The sequence below is a fragment of the Phaeobacter sp. JH20_02 genome (genome assembly GCF_048056915.1).
Classification (GTDB): Bacteria; Pseudomonadota; Alphaproteobacteria; order Rhodobacterales; family Rhodobacteraceae; genus Phaeobacter; species Phaeobacter bryozoorum.
Genome location: NZ_JAYMVP010000028.1, coordinates 364,894 through 384,024, shown reverse-complemented (window position 1 = coordinate 384,024; position 19,131 = coordinate 364,894). Strand labels below are relative to the sequence as shown.

15 protein-coding genes are annotated in these 19,131 nt (G+C 61.7%); 8 read left to right on the top strand and 7 right to left on the bottom strand.

The genetic code is table 11. From position 1 onward, the window contains the following. The first annotated feature begins 138 nt into the window (after positions 1-138). On the top strand, positions 139-1,497 hold the full coding sequence (locus tag VWY34_RS15910) for an alginate biosynthesis protein (protein ID WP_416546165.1): 1,359 nt from the start codon (positions 139-141) through the stop codon (positions 1,495-1,497). 110 nt (positions 1,498-1,607) lie between these two features. Here the strand turns inward: VWY34_RS15910 and VWY34_RS15905 are convergent, their stop codons facing one another. The 3 genes from VWY34_RS15905 to VWY34_RS15895 all read right to left on the bottom strand — a co-directional run bounded on the left by VWY34_RS15905 (position 1,608) and on the right by VWY34_RS15895 (position 4,569). Next, positions 1,608-3,365 carry a SulP family inorganic anion transporter gene (locus VWY34_RS15905; protein ID WP_416546163.1) on the bottom strand — a complete coding sequence of 586 codons (1,758 nt, stop codon included), beginning with the start codon at positions 3,363-3,365 and terminating at the stop codon, positions 1,608-1,610. A gap of 143 nt (positions 3,366-3,508) precedes the next feature. After that, positions 3,509-3,721 carry a DUF2892 domain-containing protein gene (locus VWY34_RS15900; protein ID WP_416546161.1) on the bottom strand — a complete coding sequence of 71 codons (213 nt, stop codon included), beginning with the start codon at positions 3,719-3,721 and terminating at the stop codon, positions 3,509-3,511. 179 nt (positions 3,722-3,900) lie between these two features. Continuing rightward, positions 3,901-4,569, bottom strand: a complete 669-nt coding sequence (locus VWY34_RS15895) for a Crp/Fnr family transcriptional regulator (protein ID WP_416546159.1) — start codon at positions 4,567-4,569, stop codon at positions 3,901-3,903. Positions 4,570-4,885: 316 nt separating this feature from the next. On the opposite strand from VWY34_RS15895, the gene VWY34_RS15890 reads away from it, so the two are divergent. From VWY34_RS15890 to VWY34_RS15880, 3 genes are read left to right on the top strand one after another with little or no spacing between them, the layout of a single operon-like run. Beyond that, on the top strand, positions 4,886-6,310 hold the full coding sequence (locus tag VWY34_RS15890; protein ID WP_416546157.1) for a cytochrome ubiquinol oxidase subunit I: 1,425 nt from the start codon (positions 4,886-4,888) through the stop codon (positions 6,308-6,310). Between the two features lie 14 nt (positions 6,311-6,324). After that, positions 6,325-7,329: a cytochrome d ubiquinol oxidase subunit II gene (gene cydB, locus VWY34_RS15885; RefSeq protein WP_416546155.1), complete on the top strand. Its 1,005-nt coding sequence runs from the start codon at positions 6,325-6,327 to the stop codon at positions 7,327-7,329. Further along, positions 7,326-7,505 carry a hypothetical protein gene (locus tag VWY34_RS15880; protein WP_416546153.1) on the top strand — a complete coding sequence of 60 codons (180 nt, stop codon included), beginning with the start codon at positions 7,326-7,328 and terminating at the stop codon, positions 7,503-7,505. Before cydB ends, VWY34_RS15880 begins: the two co-directional genes overlap by 4 nt. Before the next feature lie 560 nt (positions 7,506-8,065). Here the strand turns inward: VWY34_RS15880 and VWY34_RS15875 are convergent. After that, on the bottom strand, positions 8,066-8,680 hold the full coding sequence (locus VWY34_RS15875) for a response regulator transcription factor (RefSeq protein WP_340545868.1): 615 nt from the start codon (positions 8,678-8,680) through the stop codon (positions 8,066-8,068). A 350-nt stretch (positions 8,681-9,030) separates the two neighbouring features. Here VWY34_RS15875 and VWY34_RS15870 point away from each other — a divergent pair, with 350 nt between their 5' ends. Next, a complete protein-coding gene (locus VWY34_RS15870) occupies positions 9,031-9,555 on the top strand; it encodes a molybdopterin-dependent oxidoreductase (protein WP_416546151.1) in 525 nt (174 codons plus the stop codon). 32 nt (positions 9,556-9,587) lie between these two features. Continuing rightward, positions 9,588-12,227, top strand: coding sequence for an ATP-binding protein (locus VWY34_RS15865; protein WP_416546149.1), 2,640 nt, complete (start codon positions 9,588-9,590; stop codon positions 12,225-12,227). 141 nt (positions 12,228-12,368) lie between these two features. On the opposite strand, the gene VWY34_RS15860 is transcribed toward VWY34_RS15865, so the two are convergent. After that, positions 12,369-12,542, bottom strand: a complete 174-nt coding sequence (locus tag VWY34_RS15860; RefSeq protein ID WP_340545865.1) for a DUF1328 domain-containing protein — start codon at positions 12,540-12,542, stop codon at positions 12,369-12,371. Between the two features lie 20 nt (positions 12,543-12,562). Next, positions 12,563-13,057 (bottom strand): hypothetical protein, encoded by a 495-nt coding sequence (locus VWY34_RS15855; RefSeq protein ID WP_416546147.1) that lies wholly within the window; start codon positions 13,055-13,057, stop codon positions 12,563-12,565. A 117-nt stretch (positions 13,058-13,174) separates the two neighbouring features. Between VWY34_RS15855 and VWY34_RS15850 the strand changes: the two genes are divergently transcribed. Continuing rightward, positions 13,175-13,849, top strand: coding sequence for a Crp/Fnr family transcriptional regulator (locus VWY34_RS15850; RefSeq protein ID WP_416534243.1), 675 nt, complete (start codon positions 13,175-13,177; stop codon positions 13,847-13,849). Between the two features lie 83 nt (positions 13,850-13,932). Here the strand turns inward: VWY34_RS15850 and VWY34_RS15845 are convergent, their stop codons facing one another. Further along, entirely contained in the window at positions 13,933-17,613 is a 3,681-nt protein-coding gene (locus tag VWY34_RS15845) for a DUF2891 family protein (RefSeq protein ID WP_416546145.1), read from the bottom strand. A 384-nt stretch (positions 17,614-17,997) separates the two neighbouring features. Here VWY34_RS15845 and dusA point away from each other — a divergent pair, with 384 nt between their 5' ends. After that, entirely contained in the window at positions 17,998-19,020 is a 1,023-nt protein-coding gene (gene dusA, locus VWY34_RS15840) for a tRNA dihydrouridine(20/20a) synthase DusA (protein WP_416534199.1), read from the top strand. Positions 19,021-19,131: the final 111 nt, after the last annotated feature.

The window sequence follows — 19,131 nt, the reverse complement described above, 5'->3', positions numbered from 1 at the left end:
GTGCGGGTACTATCCTTTTTCGCGCTTCAAAACGCCCACTGGATAGAAGATCGCAAGCACCGACTTCCCTAGTGTGAGATCAACACGCCATCCCTGGTTCAAGCCAGACACGCCACGATACGCCGAAAGGAATGCAGCATGATCTATCCCATTGTTCTCGCCGGAGCCACAGACGCCGATGTCACCAATGGCGCCGACATGGTGCCGATGCACTTTGAGGATGCTGCCGGTGTCCAAAGCCGCTTCCAGACCCTGCTGTCGGCCGTTGCCACTGCCGAATTCCACGCCCCGACCGTGCTCACCTGCGGCGCTTTTGCCGAGGTGGCGGCCACCCAGATGGAGGCGATGAAGGTCGCGGGCCAGCTGCTGCTGGAGCCGGGCGCCACCAAAACCGCTGCCGGCACAATTGCAGCGCTGCACAGCCTGAAGGCGGCTGCCGACAGCCTGGTGCTGATCCTGCCTGCGGGTCAGGATTTTGACGATGCGGATCAGCTTCAGGATGCTCTGGCTCAGGGGATGCAGTCGGCCCAGAACGGCGATATCGTGATGCTTGGCGTGCAGACCGATCGCGCCTGCCGCAGCCACGGCTATATCGAATGTGCACGCAGCCTCAACGCAGAAGGCGCCAGCCCGGTCAGCAGCTTCCTCGATCAGCGCAACCCGGCCTTTGATGGCTGGCGTGATCAGCCTGCCGCCAAACTCTGGAGCACTGGTATCTATCTGGCGCGGCTCGACACTTTGATGGCCGCCTACAAGAAACACGCCGCCCGCATTCTGATGCCCGCAAAGGCTGCCGCCACCCGCGGTATGAAGGTCGACGGGATCCTCGCGCTTGATGCCGACAGCTACCGTCGGGCCCGCAGCAGCACCTTCGAAAGCGCGATCCTGTGCCATGCCGCGCGCTTGTCCGTGGTCGAAATGGATGCAGGCTGGGACGAGATGTCGGCCTGGCAGGTGGAACCGGAAGTTGCCAGCGACGCCGAGTGGGAGGCCTGGTTGGCCGGCAGCGTCTCGGGCGAGGCGACCTGGTGCAAGACCATGCCGCACAGCCGCAAGGATGGCGCGCAGGGCCCCGCCGAGTTGACCCAGACCGCAACCGGTGTCAGCGACGCTGCGAGCCTGGCCAGCTGGTACGCCGATCAGCTGAGCGAGGGCGCCTCCCGCAACAGCAGCGAAATCGAAACCGAAAGCTGGGGCCGCAGCGAGACCCTCGACACCGGCGCTCATCACATTGTCAAACATCTGACCGTCTTGCCGGGGCAGAGCCTGCCGCTGTCTGTTGCGACCCTTGGCACCTACTGGCGGGTGGTCGAAGGCTCCGCGATGGTGACCTCGGATGAGCGGGTGCGGATGGTCTGGCGTGATCAGAGCCTCACCAGCGGTGGCGAAATCCAGCGAATCGACAATATCGGTATCCGTCCGCTGCGCCTGGTCGAAGTGGCCCCGGCGCGCAGTGCCAGAATGTCGAAGCGCAAGTTTGTCCAGGTGGTTGCCTGACCCGATCAGAGCGGCGCGAAAACCTCTCGCCGGTCGCAATCCGCGCATAGCCAACCGCCGAACAGCAGGCCGCGACAGTCAGCGGCCCGCTGTCTGTGTCCGGCACCAGATTATCCGCCGTGCAGCCCGGGGGCTGAGATTCGCATCGCCGCATCTTTCGGGCATAGGGCTTCTACCGCGTCGTGCTGACTGAGGAAGACCTGACCGCTCAGATGCGTCAGAAAATCGCCGCGCCGCAACCGGTCCATCACCGGTCCTTTAACCTCCGACAGATGCAGGGTGACCCCCATCTCCGACAGCCGGTGCATGATCTCCTCCAGCGAGTCCAGCGCGCTCAGGTCAATGTCATTGATCGCTGAGCATTGCAGCACCACATGGTCGATCTGCGGATCATCGGCGACCCGCCGGTGGATGCAGTCCTCCAGAAATCGCGCATTGGCGAAAAACAGGCTCTCATCCACCCGCAGCGTCAGCAGGCTGGGGTGGGTTTCCACCTCGTGACGCAGGACATTGCGGAAATGCTCGGTGCCCGGCACCCGCCCGACCTCGGCAATATGCGGGCGCGAGGATTTGTAAAGATGCAGCAGGATCGACAGCAGCACCCCGGCGGTGACCCCGGCCTCGACCCCCAGCAGCAGGGTCAGCGTGATGGTGGCCAGCACTGCGGCAAAATCCGACTTCGAATAGGCCCAGCTCCGCCGCAGGATGGAGAAATCGACCAATCCAAGAACCGCCGTGATGATGGTCGCCGCCAGGGTCGCTTTTGGCAGGAAGTAGATCAGCGGCGTCAGCGCCACGGCGGCAATGGCCAGCCCGATGGCGGTAAACGCCCCCGCAGCCGGGGTTTCGGCGCCGGCATCAAAATTCACGACGGAGCGGGAAAATCCCCCCGTCACCGGGAAACCGCCGGTAAAGGCCGCGCCGAGATTGGCGCTGCCAAGGCCGATCAGCTCCTGATCCGGGTCAATACGCTGGCGCCGTTTCGCCGCCAGGGTCTGCGCCACGGAGATGGATTCGACAAATCCAATGACCGAGATCAGCACCGCCGGCAATATGAGCTGCCCCAGCAGCTCATGAGACAGATCCGGCAGGGTGAAGGGCGGCAGCGCCTGTGGGACGGCCCCGACAATTCTGACCCCGCGCTCCGCCAGATCCAGCCCCCAGACCGCAAGCGTCGTGGCAATCACGGCGGCGACCGGTCCGGCCTTGGTCAGGAACCCGGCCAGCGGTGCGCCGACCCCAAGCGCACGCAGGGCGGGGTTCAGCCCATGCCGGACCCAGACCAGAAACCCCGTCGCCCCAACCCCGATCAGTGCCGTCGGCCAGTTCAGCTCAGGCAGGTTCTGTGCCAGCGACAGGAGCAGTTCGGGCAGCGTGTGCCCGTCGGCATTCACCCCCAGCACATGTTTGATCTGGCTGGTGGCGATCAACACGCCGGAGGCGGTGATAAAACCGGCAATCACCGGATGTGACAGGAAATTGGCCAGAAACCCAAGCCGCAGCAGCCCCATCGCCAACAGGATCGCGCCGGATAGCGCCGCCAGCGACAGTGCTGCAACCCCGTAGCCGATGCTGCCCTGCGCTGCGATCTCGCTCAGGCTGGCGGCCGTCATCAGCGAGACCACCGCCACAGGTCCGACGGCCAGCGCCCGGCTGGTGCCAAACACCGCATAAAGCAGGATCGGCACGATAGAGGCATATAGCCCGGCCTCGGGCGGCAATCCGGCCAGCAGGGCATAGGCCAGCGATTGCGGGATCAGCATGATCGTCACGATCACCGCAGCGATCAGATCATTGGTGAGGTTCAGGCGGCTATACGCCCGCCCCCAGGTCAGCAGCGGCACATAGCGGATCAGCAGAGGAGGCATTCAGGTCTTTCTTCGCGTGACACCGGACCGGGGGGCGGTTCGGTAGCGTTTGGCGCTCAGGGCGCTTGGCGTGATGTTGAACAGTGATCATCACGTCGGGTCAAGGGCGCGCAGGACGCGACAGCGCCGCGCGCCGCAACCGGTCAGCGCCGACAGCTGCGCAGGCCAAGGATCGTATAGATCGGGCAGCTGCGCGTCAGCGCCACCAGCAGCATGACACTGCCAAGCGCCACCGACAGCAGTTTCGCCCAAGCTGCGGCAAAGATGGCATAATCACTGAGAAAGGGGGCGGCGATCAGCCCAACACCGAGCATCAGCCGAATGGCCCGGTCAAGCGTACCTATGTTTCTGGTCATCTGGTCACTCCTTTGCGATGTCTCGCACCAGAAAACGCCGGTTCTGCGCAGATGTCTGTGACTAAGTCACCCTTGCTGCGCGCCACCCGCAGCCAGCCGCCAGCCTTGGGTTCTGAAGGGACGCCCCACCGGGGCGCGACGCTGACCCGCCCATGGATCAGTGCCGGATCAGTGCCGGGTCAGCGCCCGATCAGCCGCTGCAATGCCGCGCGGTCGAGGATATCGACACGGCCGCGTGCCAGTTGCACCCAGCCGCGACGCTGGAACTCCTGGATCTGCCGCGAGACCACCTCGCGCGCGGTGCCCAGATCGACCGCCAGCTGTTGATGGGTCACGGCGAGGTGATCGCCAGCCGCGGCCAGATCCAGCAGCGCCTGTGCCAGTCGCACATCGACGCGCTGAAACGCGACCTCGTCGATCACCAGAAACAGATCGGTAATCCGTTTGGAGAAGGCCGAAAACACAAAGCTGCGAAAATCCGCAGAGGCGGCGACCAGCGCGTCAAACACTGCACGGGGCAGGATGGCTGCGGTTACTGCGGTTTCGGCAATACCCTCTGCCGCATAGTCCTCATAGGCCAGCAGGCAGGCGGTGGTCAGCACGCAGCTTTCGCCCGCGTTGATCCGATACAGCAGGATCTCGCGGCCCGTCTCGGAAACCTGCTGCACCCGTACGGTGCCATCCAGCAGGAACAGCATGTTTTCCGGGGATTTGCCGGGGCCAAAGATCACCGTGCCCCGGGGCAGGCTCAACTGAGACGACTGCGCGAGAATATGCGCCTTGGTCTTGTCATCCAGTCGGGCCAAGCCGGGAAAGCGCTCTATCCAGGGGGCCTGTGCCTCGGTCATATCTGCATCTCCGTTTCTGCCTGCGCCATTGTGCCGCCGCCCGCGCTCCGCAGGTCCGGTCTGGTGGGGGGCGGGGGAACCGGCAGGTAAATCCGCCCCTGATGGTCCTGAACCCGCGCGTGCCGCGTGGCTGCGCCAGGCCTAGCATAGCGGAATAGGCTTGGAATAACTGAGACCTGTCGCCGCGCTGCGGCTTTCTGCCACCTGCAACTTCTCCACCGCGTACTAACTTCTGTGCCAATGGATCGCTCGCTCCGCCACTGTCCGGCAGGCCAGACCGAGGCGGGCGGCGCAGTTTCTAGGAAAGTGACCAGATATGTTCGATGGGCTGACAGCCGAGACACTGGCACGCATGCAATTTGCGTTCACCGTCTCGTTTCACATCATCTTCCCGGCGTTTTCCATCGGGCTTGCCAGCTACCTCGCGGTGCTGAACGCGCTGTGGCTGCGGACCCGGGACGACACCTATTACACGCTGTTCGAATACTGGAAAAAGATCTTCGCCGTTGCCTTTGGTATGGGGGTCGTCTCGGGCATCGTGATGTCTTACCAGTTTGGCACCAACTGGTCGGTGTTCTCGGACAAGACCGGCCCGGTGCTCGGGCCGCTGATGGCCTATGAGGTGCTTTCGGCGTTTTTCCTGGAGGCCGGGTTTCTCGGGATCATGCTGTTTGGCCGTGCCCGCGTGGGCGATGGGCTGCATATGTTTGCAACCGCCATGGTGGCCTTTGGCACGCTGATGTCGGCCACCTGGATCCTGAGTGTGAACAGCTGGATGCAGACGCCGGCGGGCTATGCCATCAACGAGGTGGGCCAATTCGTACCGCAGGACTGGTGGCAGATCGTCTTCAACCCGTCCTTCCCCTATCGTCTGGTGCATATGGTGCTGGCGGCCTTCCTGACCACGGCACTGGTGGTGGGCGGTGTCGGCAGTCTGCACCTGTTGCGCGACAAGACCGATGTGGCGGCGCGGCGGATGTTCTCCATGGCGATGTGGATGCTGGTTCTGGTGGCGCCGATGCAGATCGTGGCCGGCGATATGCACGGGCTGAACACATTGGAACACCAGCCCGCCAAGGTGATGGCCATGGAAGGCCATTTTGACAGCCATCCCGACGGCGCCCCGCTCATCCTCTTTGGTCTGCCCAATGCCGAGACCAAGACAATCGACTATGCCATTGAAATCCCCAAACTCTCCAGCCTGATCCTGAAACATGACCTGAACGCACCGCTGGCAGGACTCGATACGATCCCCGATGAAGATGAGCCGCCGGTAGCCATCGTCTTCTGGAGCTTCCGGGTCATGGTCGGCCTTGGCTTTGCCATGCTCGGCCTTGCGCTCTGGTCGCTCTGGGGGCGTCTGCGCGGGCAGCTCTATGAAAACCGCGGGCTCCAGCGGGCCTCGATCCTGATGGCACCGATGGGCTTTGTTGCGGTTCTGGCCGGCTGGATCACCACAGAGGTCGGGCGGCAGCCCTTCACCGTCTACGGGCTGCTGGGCACGTCCGACAGTCTGGCACCGGTGGCAGCGCCGGCAGTCGCCGCTTCGCTCACGGCCTTCATTGTGGTCTATTTCTTCATCTTCGGCGCCGGAACTTTCTACATCCTGCGGATGATGAACAAAGTACCTGCCACCCGGAACCTGGGGCTGCGCGACGGGCCGATCCGGGCCGCAGGGATCACCCCGGCGCAGCAGGTCGATCCCGATTTCACCGATGAACCTACCCCACAAGGCAACTGACGAAGGTCTTCGCTATGCTGTTTGAACTCTCCTTTATCTGGGCCGGAATCATTGCCTTTGCAGTGCTGACCTATGTTGTGCTCGATGGGTTTGACCTTGGCGTCGGGATCCTGTTCCCCTTCGCCGGTTCCGAACGCGATCGGGCCACCATGATGAACTCCATCGCCCCGGTCTGGGATGGCAATGAAACCTGGCTGGTGCTGGGCGGCGGCGGGCTGTTTGCGGTGTTCCCGCTGGCCTATGCGGTGATCATGCCGGCGCTCTACATGCCGATCACCCTGATGTTGCTGGCGCTGGTGTTCCGCGGTGTCGCCTTTGAATACCGCTGGCGCACCACCCGCTGGCGTGGCGTCTGGGACGTCGCGTTCTTTGGCGGCTCTGTTGTGGCGGCGATCATGCAGGGCATCGCGCTGGGCGCGCTGGTACAGGGGATCGAGATCGAGGGCCGCGCCTACGCAGGCGGCTGGTGGGACTGGCTGACCCCGTTTTCGCTGATCACCGGCCTGGCAGTGCTGACCGGCTATGCGCTGCTTGGTGCGACCTGGCTCTACATGAAGACCGAGGGTGACCTACAGCATCAGATGCGCGGCTATACGCGCTGGCTCGGCGTCGTCACATTAGCGGCAATTGCTCTGGTCAGCCTGCTCACCCCGTTTCAGGACCCGGAGTATTTCCGCCGCTGGTTCAACCTGCCGGGCAGCCTGTTCAGCCTGTTGGTACCGGGGCTGGTTGTGGCATGCAGCTACGCGCTGTTTCAGGGGCTGAAGGGCGCGCGCGACGCCCAGCCGTTTCTGGCAGCACTTGGGCTCTTCGTGCTGGGTTTCATCGGCATCGGCATCAGCTTCTACCCGTTCATCGTGCCGCCGGGCCTGACCATCGCCGAGGCCGCCGCCCCGGATGAAAGCCTGATGTTCACGCTGGTCGGCGCGGTGGTGCTGGTGCCTCTGATCCTGGCCTATACCGCCTATGCCTATTGGGTATTTCGCGGCAAGATCAACCCGGAGGAGGGCTATCATTGAGCACCTCCGAACAGCCTCCTGAGCGGGCAACCACACCCCCCGGCAGCGCCAGTCCCGAAGCAAAGGTCAGGCATCACCCGCTGGGGCGGCTGCTGTGGTTTGCGGTTATCTGGTGTGTCAGCGTCGGGGTGCTGGCCTGTGTCGCGGCGCTGATCCGCTGGGCCATCGTACCTTAGGCGCGCGCCGGTTTTCTGAGTGCAAAGGCCAGCCGCGATGCAGCCAGGTCACGTCAAGTGGTCGGCCACGTCAGGTAATCGACCACCGCATAGGTGCCCACCGGCTGAGGTTGCAACTGTATCGGGGCCGTCGCAGGCGCCTACTCGCAGGATGGGCGCCGCAACAAGTGGCAGCTGCCGAAGGCGGCTTTCCACCTCCTGGCAGATCGAGCGGACACGATTCGTCGCATCGGTTTCGGGATCAACAGCCCTGCGACACAGACCTACGGCTCAGACCCGGCGTCTGGTCCTGACCCGGAGACTGGTCCCGACCCGGACACCGATCCATAGCCGGACACCGATCCAGCTCCGACATAGACGCGGACCCAGACACAGCTCTGCACGCCTGCGGCGTCTCACGACAGGCCGACCTCGCTGGGCAGAGCCAACAGTTTTTACCGGATACGTTTCACCAACCACAGGCCCCACCCATCGCAGCCCCCTCAAGTTGGATCCAGCGATCATGCCCACATAAAGGCGCAGTCATTTGTGGCGCCGAGAGCTGCCCGTCAACGCAGCCCTCAGAACAGGCCTGCTTCCTTAGCGGTGAGAGCGGCCTGGGTGCGGTTCTTGGCCTCCAGCTTGCGGCACAGCGTGCGCACATGCAGCTTGATCGTCACCTCCTGCAACTCAAGCTCGCGGGCGATTTCCTTGTTCGACAGGCCGCGGCACAGCCCGTCCAGAACCTCGATCTCGCGCGGGCTGAGTTTTTCGGCAAGCGGATGGGCCGGGGCCTCGGCCTCCTTGCGCATCAATTCAACGGGCACATAGATTTCGCCGGCACTCATGAAGCGGACCGCGTTCAGCAGCGATTGGGCGCCCATGGTTTTGGGAATGAAGCCAATCGCCCCGGCATCCAGAGCCTCCTGAGCAGTCCGGGTCGGCGCGCTGCCGGAGATGATCGCAACCCCCTTGCCGCCATTGGCCTTCAGCGCCGTTCCCAAACCATCCAGCCCCTGCATTCCTGGCATATTGTAATCCAGCAGGACCAGATCATAGGGGCCGTTCTCTTCGATCTCGCTCAGCGCGCCGGGCAGATCGACGGTCGAGGTTACTGCCGCGCCGCCTTCTGATGTCAGATAAGCGGAAATGGTTTCACGCACCATGTCGTGGTCGTCCGCCAATAGAATACGCATGTAAGCTCCTGCAAAGTACCGGCCTGAACGTCAGCATACCCTCAATTTGGTTGATAAAAAGTCAATTCCACGCAACCACAGCGCGTGCAGGGGCGCCATTTGAGGTTACCCGGACTTTGTACAGGCAGGTATTCCCCGCATCATTGCGGCCGTGGAGGCATAAAATCGGCCGGAATTGCCAAAAAAATGCAGCGCTGGTTACGAATCCTATACCAAAGAATAGCAGTCTATCCGCAGGAACAGATGCTCTGGACGGCGGTTTGTGACAGGTTCGACCCAGATCAAGAATGTGCATCACCCGGTAGCGGGGCCGCAATCGGCGGAATGGCACAGGCAAAAGGATAGACGCGATGAAATACTGGCACCTCCACATTGTAGCCCTGCTTGCAGCGGTCACATTGCTCTGCGGTCTGGCCCCTCAGGACGCCCGGGCGTCCCAATCCGGCGAGACGGTTCTGACCGTTGCCGTCAAACCCCAGAACGGCGGCGATACGCTGCAGTTCGTATTCTCGATGGATGAATTGCGCAGCCTGCCGGTCGCCCAGTTCGATACCCGTACCATCTGGACCTCCGGCGAACAGGCCTTTACCGGTGTCAGCCTGGCTGCGTTGCTGGCCCATGTCGGTGTGGATCAACATCAGGCCGGTGTCGTCGTGGCACGGGCAATCAACGATTATGCCGTGGAGATTCCGGTTTCAGACGCCACCAATGGCGGGCCAATGGTCGCCTATGAGCGCAATGGCGCAACAATGTCGGTCCGCGACAAGGGCCCGTTGTGGATTGTCTACCCCTACGACAGCGATCCGACCTACCGTACTGAGGCGGTTTATTCCCGCAGCATCTGGCAGCTTGAGGAGATCACGATAGGCGAATGACCCGAACAGGCATAGGCACAGGTCTTTCATAGGTGCGGCTCAGGGAAAACCCTCTGCTGTCGCGCAGCGTCCTCATCACCGTGGGCTTGGTTCTCGCCTTGCTCGCGGTGCAGTCCGTTCGGCTGGGGCGCGAGGTGCTGGTGCGTCTGGATGGCCTGTCAACCGCCGCCACCGACAGCCTGCAATGGACCCTGTCACAGGCCGAAATCGAACAGCTGAAACTGGAAAACGCGGTGCTCTCCGCCCGGAGTGAGCAGGATCTGTCTCAGGTCCGCCGCGAATTCGACATCCTCTACAGCCGGGTCGCCACCATCCGCGAAAGCCGCACCTTCAAACCGGTGCGGGACGAACCCGAAAACGCCCGGGTTCTGGCGCGGGTCATGTCGCGGATCGACCGGCTGATCACCTATATCGACGGCCCGGATGAGGCGCTCCTGTTCGGGCTGCCCCAGGTGCGGGACATGCTGCGGGACAATCGCGCCGATCTGCGTGTCCTGGCGCTGGCCGGGTTGACGGAACATGCCCGCACAACCGAGGAAAAACGCCTCAACCTCTTTGCGATCCTGTCCCGGCTGGCGTGGGTGGTCCTCGCGCTCTGTGTGGCGCTGGGGCTGACGGCATTGATGATGGGGCGGCTTTACCAGCGCGGCAAGCGGCTGGCGGAGCGCACACGCTTTGCCGTCAGCCGGATGCGCGCCATGATCACATCATCGCTGGATGCCATTCTGGTGGTTGGTGACGACGGGCGCATTCAGGAGGTCAACGGCGCCGCCGAGACGATCTTTGGCTATTCGCGGGGCGAGGCGACGGGCGCCGATATGGCGGATCTGATTGTCCCCGATCACCTGCGCGACGCCCATGAGCAGGGCATGCAGGCCTATCGGTCCGGGGCGACGCCCAAGGTCATCGGGCAGGGGCGTATCCAGCTGGAAGCAAAGCGTAAATCCGGCGAGATCTTTCCGGTGGAACTGTCGATTACCGCCAGCCAGTCGGCAGAAGAAACCGTCTTTGTCAGCTACCTGCGCGATATTTCTGACCGCATCGCTGCGGAGGAGGCGCTGACGCGCGCCCGCGATGAGGCGCTGGCCGGTGAACGGGCAAAGGCGGATCTCCTCACGGTGATGAGCCACGAAATGCGGACGCCGCTTACCGGTGTTCTGGGCGCGGTTGAGCTGCTGGACGGCACGCCACTCACCGCTGATCAGCGTGAATACCTGTCGGCGATCCGCGACTCCGGCGATCGCCTGATGGCCCATGTCAACGACGTCCTGCAGCTGTCACACCTGGAAACCGGCGTCGAATATGAACATCAGCGCATCTTCGATCTTTGCGATCTGGTGCAGGAACTGGTCGATTCCCATCAGGCCGTGGCGCGCCGCGGCCGCAACGATCTCAGCCTGCATTGCAGCCTTGGCCCCTGTGACGAAGTCCTCGGCCGCCCCGTCGCTCTGAAGAAGGTGCTGGTCAACCTTGTTGAAAACGCGTTGCAGTTCACCACCGATGGCGCGGTGTCAATCGACGTGCTGCGGGTGAGGGGCAGCGATACCGTGGAGATCTGCATTGCCGACACCGGGGCTGGCATCGCTGAGCATGATCTGGACCGGATCTTTGAAGATTTCATCCGGCTGGACGCCAGCTATGCGCGCAGCAGCGAAGGCACCGGTCTGGGTCTTGCGATCACCCGTCGTATCGTGGTGTCGATGGGGGGCGAGATCACCTGCGAAAGTGAACTGGGGGAGGGCAGCCTGTTCACCATTTCGCTGCCACTGCCGGCCTCGGACGGGCGCGGGCGGATCGGTCAGGCGACCCCCGATACGCCGCTGATTGCGAATGCGGAACAGACGTCTCCGCAGCCCGGCGATACAGCCGCGGATGAGGCACAGTGCGCGCGGATCCTTGTGGTCGAAGACAATGAAATCAATCGTATTCTTGTCGAACGGATGCTGATCACGCTTGGGCATGAGGTGGTGCTGGCCGAGGGGGGCGCCGAAGGGGTGGAGGCCGCACGGCGCGAGGATTTTGACCTGATCCTGATGGACATCAGCATGCCTGAAGTAGACGGGATCGAGGCCACCCGCCGCATCCGCGCCGAGGCGCTGGCGGAGGGCACGCAGATTGTCGCGCTGACGGCCCATGTCGGGCAGCAGGATCACGCACGGATCCTGGCAGGCGGGCTTGCCGAAGTGGTCACCAAGCCGGTGAGCAAGCAGGCATTGGCAGAGGTGATTTCACGCCGCGCCAGAATGCAACGCAGCGCCGCAAAAGAGGTCGCCGGACAGCCGCCCGCACAGCTGCCTGCCGCGCCTCCCAGCCAAATGCCCATGGCGCAGCCTGCACCGCAGCCAGCCGAGGGGCAATCGGACATAACGCAATTTTTTCATGCACTTGGTGCTGAACGTGGGGCGCAGTTCCTGCTCGGCTACAGTGACGAGGTCGATCAGTTCCTGACCGATCTGCGCGCGGCAGATGAGCTGGGGCAGGCGCACCGGCAGGAGGCACACAGGCTCGCTGGTTCCGCCGCGGTGCTGGGCTTTACCGCGCTGCGGGAGGCCCTGCTGACGCTTGAACATTCGGAGATGGACGCCATGCCCGATCTGATGCCCCTCATGGCCGAGTGGGAACAGGCGAGCGCGGAAATCGGTGGATATCTTCCCGGCAAGGCGGCCGGCTGAGCAGCCGCGTGCAAAAGCAAAAACGGCGCGCCGCTGACCCAGAATGGGCATTGGCGCGCCGAGACATGTAACACCGGCTATCAGGTCATGAGATGCCAGCCCATGCGGGGCTTAAACCGGCGGCATTTGGCCAGACGGCGTTTAGACCGGCGGCTTACCCTTGAGTGCGCGCATGACCATGGCCACGACGAACAGCACCAGGAATATGAAGAACAGGATCTTGGCGATGCCTGCCGATGCCCCGGCGATGCCGCCAAATCCGAGTAGGGCCGCGATCAGCGCCACGACCAGAAATGTAATTGCCCAACCAAGCATTCTCTCTCTCCTCCAAAAGGTTAGTCCACGATCCGCAGATGAGGAGACAACGTTTCAGCTTGCGAATTGTTCCCGGCAGGTTTCCTGGCCCCCTTGCGCCGCGGCGTCAGCCAGCTCTTGATCATTGACGCCGAAAACGGGCGAAACAGCACGGGCCAGGGGTAGGTGCCTATGTCGGCAAGCTCCAGTTCAGCCTCGGCCCGGGTGCCCATCAGAACCAATGTGCCAGACCGCGCCGCAATGATCTCGTCCAGTTTCAGCTGGTCGATCTGTGCGCTGCCGACCTCGGCAAAGACCACGGCCAGAGTGTGGCTCTTGCAGATATCCGGCATGGCCGCGTCAATCGACGGATGGCACAGCACCTCGGCGTTGGTCTCGCATTCATGAATTGTATCTGAGATATCGCAGGTGGTCAGATGATCCTGTGTTGCAATGATATAAATTGGGGTTTCCGCAGCGGTCGTATTGACCGGAACATCGTCTTGCATAAGCTGATAGACCTTCGTTTCGTGCATTCTGCGCCGAATTCAGCCTGCTCGCATTAATCTGTGACATACCATTTAGGGAATAATCCAGTGTCGACCACCGATTGCAAAGATTGTCCCCTGCGGCATCGTGATGTGTTCACGCCGATGACGGAGCAGGAGCTGGCGTTTACCCAAGGGTTCAAGACCGGCGAACTGGTTGTCGATCCGGGCACCACGATCCTGCTGGAAGGGTCAAACAGCCCGCAGCTCTACACCGTGCTAAAAGGGATGGGGACCCGCTACACCACGTTGGAGAATGGCCGTCGGCAGGTGATAAACTTTATTTTTCCTGGTGATTTCATCGGTTTGCAGGCCGGTCTTATGGGGGAGATGAAACATTCGGTCGAGGCCACAACCGCGATGACGCTCTGCGTGTTTCGCCGGTCCGAGACCTTTCGCCTGTTTGAACAGAACCCGGCGCGGGCCTATGATCTGACCTGGATCGCCGCCGTGGAGGAGCATTTCCTCGGCGAGACCATCGCTTCGCTCGGGCAGCGCGACGCTTCGCAGCGGATTGCCTGGGCGCTGGTGAAAATCTACCTGCGGCTGCGCGCTGTCGGTCTTGAGGTCGGCAATACGGTTCCGCTGGCCTATCGTCAGCAGGATCTGGCGGATGCCCTTGGTCTGTCGCTGGTCCACACCAACAAGCGGCTTAAGGTGCTGCGGGATGCGGGCCTTGCCGAATGGCAGAACGGGCTCTTGTCGATCACGGATCTTCAGGCGCTGGCAGACCTGGCGCTTGTCGATCTGGAAAAACCCGAAACGCGCCCGCTGATCTGACCGATCAGCCGCCTGGACGCTGGCAGGGTGCGGCGCCTACAGCGACCACGGCAGCTTTCGAACCCTGCCTGCCACTCTCCCGATCAGAAGATGAAGTCTTCTTCCTCAAGCTCCTGATCGGATTGGATCGTCACCAGTCTGGTTCCCTCATCAAGCTCAATATTGAAACTGGTCTGCCCGTCGGAATGGCTCAAGGCTGCCATCAGGGCTTGGGGATCGGCGAAGAAAGAAGTCAGAGCAGAGACATCAATCTGATCAGCGTCGCCGTTTTGCCCAAAGTCGGTGATCTGCACTGACCCGGTATCCGCCGTCACGGCAAAGACGTCGTTCCCAGCGCCGCCGGTCAGAACATCGTCACCCGCGCGGCCATTGAGGATATCATCGCCGTCGCCGCCATTCAGGTAGTTGTCCGCATCGTCGCCACGCAATGTGTCATCGGCGGTGCCGCCCAGAATGTTTTCAATGCGGGTGTAGCTGTTGTGGTACTGATCCGTTCCTGTGTTGAGATCAATGTTGAAGCCATAGCCGCGAACATCTGAATTCGCGATGTCATAGGTATCGCTCCCCGCACCACCATCAAACACGTCGCCGGTTCCGTCGTCAAAACCCGCGCGCAACGTGTCGTTGCCGTGGCCGCCCCGCAGGATGTCCTTGCCATTGCCGCCGTCGAGCACATCAGCGCCATACCGCCCGGAAAGCGTGTCATTGCCATTGCCGCCATGCAGATAGTTGCGCGAGCCGTTCCCAAGCAACCGATCATTCGTATCGCTGCCCAGAATGTTCTCGATACCGGAGTAGGTATTGCCGTATTGATCCGTGCCATCCCGGAGATCGATATTGAACCCATAAACGCTGACATCGGAATTTGCGATGTCATAGGTATCTCTGCCCGCGCCACCGATAAAGACATCGCCGGTGCCATCGTCAAAACCGGCACGCAGGGTGTCATCGCCAGTGCCGCCGTCCAGGGTATCCTTGCCGCCCTGGCCGTCCAGCAGATCATCGCCCGCCCCTCCGGAAAGCAGATCATTGTCATTGCCGCCGATCAGGATATCTGCACCATCGCCGCCGGCGCCGGGCACCCAGTCATCAATCTGCGTGGTCAGGCTGCCATCCGGGTCAGCCACCGGCAGCTGCGTCGGCAGGTCGGCTGCAAAAGACGCGAAGTTTGGCAGCCAATGGCCAGGCCCGATGTTGGCGCCCATTTCCGCAGCATAAGTTTCGGTCCATTCCACAACATTCGAATAGGCATGATAAAAGGCCGGGTTCTCTGTTTCGGCAAACATCGCCCAATAGCCATAGGCCGAAGAGATCGCGATACCAGCCGAATGCGAAAACCCGATCCCCGCATCCAGACGTGCACCTTCGGTATCGAGCAGCTCTTCAAGCGAACCATCGGTGACGCTCTGCAACATCTGGGCATGGATGTCGTCAAACAGCGCCGTATCTGTTTCTCCCGCAATCACATGGGCATAGGCCGAGAGCGAAAGCGACGAAAAGAAATCGCCGTCATCAATTTCCGTCTCCCCGGATACATTCGTATCCGACTGAATTTGCTCAAACATCTGCATGTAACGTGCTTCAGCCGGCGCATCGTTCTGATGCTGGGCGTATTGGATCAGATTTGCGATCTGCCAGTTTGCATCACCGTAGGAGCCCGTACCCGCATCGGAAGTTCCGGCTTCAATGCGTTGGGACAGACGGGCCTCCAGTTCGGCGGCAAAATGATCACCGGCAGGTGCCAGGTTGTCGATGCCATTGTCCTGAAGCTTGGTGTCCAGTTTCAGCAGCCACGCCCAGCCATAAGGGTCGTTATGGGTGAGGTCGATTTCGCCCTGCACGTCCTCGGCGGAAAAACGGTCATCGGCAAAGGCCTGCAACCCGGCTTGATCGCCAGTGGCCTCATAGGCCGCAACATTGGCCAGATGGGCATGCACGCTGGAATGCCAGTCAACCGAGCCATTGAAAATCGGCGCTGTGGCATGACCCCTTGCGTCAAGATACCGGTCGGCCAACGCATCGAAGGTGGTCAACAGCTCATCATCGGCATCGCCATTGAGGTAATCCGTCTCCAGCACAGGATCACCCGGCTCGGTAACACCGTCGTCAGGATCGGAGGTGTCTCCTCCGACTTCCTGCCAGGTGGCACCGGTTTCGCTGACAACCAGTTCCAGGTCCTGCTGGCTGACTTCGGCACCATTCGCATCGGTCCCGATGACGGAGATTTCATAGATATGGTCCCGGTCCAGATCCCAGACCTCTTCGTAGTTGGGCGTGAACCAGCTCTGATAGGAGACATCGCCGCTGTCAGGATCAACCAGGAATATCGCGGCGTCCTGCCCCGTCAGCGTGTAGGTTACACCGGCAGCGTTATCTCCCTCCCAGACGCCTGCACCGGGGTCTTGCTGATCCGAGCTGCCGTTGCCAGGATTGGGGATGTCGCCAGTGGCGTCCTGCCAGGTGGCACCGGTTTCGCTGACAACCAGTTCCAGGTTCTGCTGGCTGACTTCGGCACCATTCGCATCCGTCCCGATGACAGAGATTTCATAGATATGGTCCCGGTCCAGGTCCCAGACCTCTTCGTAATTTGGCGTGAACCAATCCTGATAGGAGACATCGCCAGTGTCAGGATCAACCACGAATATCGCAGCGTCCTGCCCGGCCAGTGTATAGGTGACGCCAGTTCCGCCAGTTCCGCCAGTTCCGCCTGTGCCTGTGCCGGTGCCTGTGCCTGTGCCTGTGTCGACATCAGGCGGAGGTGTGTCGGGGCCTGTGCCACCGCTTCCGGTATCACCGCCGCCGAATTCGGTCGGACCTTCGCCGGTGTCGGTACCGGTCAAGGCGCCAGACAGCCCAAGATCCGCCGCCGTCAGGGGTGTTTGATGCTGGATCGTGATCACCAGCTCCCCACCGGTGACATTGAGGTTCAACGTGGTCTGATAGGGACCGAAGGTCATGCCGGACGACACCGCCTCCGCTGAACCATAGCCAGTCAGCTCCGACAGATCGATCATATCCGCAGCGCCATTTGCGCCGAAATCGGTGATCAAAAGGCGGCCCGGCACGTCTTGGATCAGAAAGATATCGTCGCCATCGCCGCCGGAAATCGTATCGCTGTCGCCGCCACCGGAAAGCAGGTCATTGCCGCTGCCGCCGCTCAGCAGGTCATCTCCGCTGCCGCCCAGCAGCGTGTCGTTGCCAACACCTGCGGTCATCGTGTCGCTGCCCGAGCCGCCTTCTGCATAAAACGACGAACCGGCCAGGGCGCCATCGACAATATCATCGCCCGCATCCATGAAAATCCGGTCGGAGTCTTCGAACGTACCGATGAACGCGATGTCGTTTCCGTTCCCGCCATGGATCTCATCATTGCCCTGGCTGCCGGCCAGCACGTCATTGCCGTCGCCGCCATAGACAGTGTCGGTGCCAATGCTGCCAATCAGATGGTCGTCACCACTGCGCCCAAAGATAAGATCATCACCGTCGCGGCCAAAAACATGGTCATTCCCCGCGCCTGTGTCGATCACATCATTGCCGTATAGCCCCTCGATTTCGTCATCGCCGTCACCGCCTATGAGGGTATCGTCGCCGTGCCCCCCCCGCAGCGTGTCATTCCCGCTGCCGCCGACAAGTGAATCATTGCCCGCATCTCCGATCAGGCTGTCGTCGCCCCCCAGCCCAACGAGCGTATCCGCGCCCGCCGTGCCGATGATCGTGTCTGCGTTGACTGTTCCTCTGACGGGGCTCACCGGATTTACGGGCATCATCTTTCCTTCGTACAACGGAAATCGTGAATTAACGGATTTCAAATCGTCTAGCACGAAAGCAGGGCATCAATAGATTTATGGAGAAAATTGGGCCAAATTGCCCGGAAATGGTTAATAATGATGGTCAATGTTTAGCTAAATTTTTCTAGAAAACCCGGACTGTTTCCAGAACGCGCCCAATCCATTTGATCGGCCCCAGCTGATCAGTCCGCTTTCGTCGTCAGGGGCAGAACAGATGGGGACAATGGCTTAGCAGCGCTTGCAGGCGGGTGCTGGAACTTGGGGTGGAAACAGTGCTACACGGCGCCGTCGGTGCTACAGTCTGTAGCGCCGCACCCGATAACGGGGCTGAATCGGGCCAGATCGAGGGAAACGGTGACAATGGAAAACTCGAAAAACCAAGAAGAAAAAAGGTTTTCCGAAGTTCGGAACGCGGCGCGTCTTTCTGTGGCGCCCATGATGGACTGGACCGACCGCCATTGCCGGTATCTGCACCGGCTGCTGAGCCGTGAGGCGCTGCTTTATACCGAGATGGTAACGGCACCTGCCTTGGTGCGGGGCGGGGCGTTGCATCTGTTGGACTTCAGTGCCGAAGAGCATCCGGTGGCGCTGCAACTGGGCGGCTCTGACCCGGAGGAGCTGGCGCAGGCTGCCGTGTTCGGCGCCGAGGCGGGCTATGATGAGATCAATCTCAACTGTGGCTGCCCGAGCGACCGGGTGCAGTCGGGGGCCTTTGGCGCCGTGCTGATGAAAACGCCGGATCTGGTGGCCGATTGTGTTGCTGCGATGCGGGCAAAGGTCGATGTCGAGGTGACGGTGAAATGCCGCATTGGCGTTGATGACCAGGACCCGCAGGAGGTGCTGCCTGCCTTTCTTGAACGGATCGCGGCGGCGGGCTGCGAGCGGGTGACGATCCACGCCCGCAAAGCCTGGCTAAAGGGACTGAGCCCCAAGGAAAACCGGGATATCCCGCCCCTCGACTACGAGATCGTGCATCAGATGAAGGCGGAGTTCCCGCAGCTGCATATCTCGCTCAACGGTGGGGTCGCACGGCTGGAGGATGCGCTTCTGCATCTGGAACGGGGCCTTGACGGCGTCATGATCGGTCGCGCCGCCTATCATCAGCCCAGCGATATCCTGTCACAGGCGGATCCGCTCATTTTTGGCAGCGGCAGCGGAACCGATCCGGTCGCGGTTGTCGGGCAGATGCTGGGGTATATCGACGATCAGATGGCGCAAGGTGCGCGATTGCATCAGATCACCCGGCATATGCTGGGGCTGTTTGCAGGCCGTCCGGGAGCGCGCAATTGGCGGCGGGTGCTGTCCGAAGGCGCCAGCCGGCCGGGCGCAGATACAAGGTTGGTGGAGACCGCCCTGGAGCAGGTGACAGGCCTCGCGGCCTGATCCACCGGCGCGCGGAGGGGCAGGGCGCGGATCCACCGGCGCAGCCCTGCGACCACGGGTCACCGCCACAAGCTGCTAAGCCGCACGAATTCCTGAGACAATTTTTGCCCG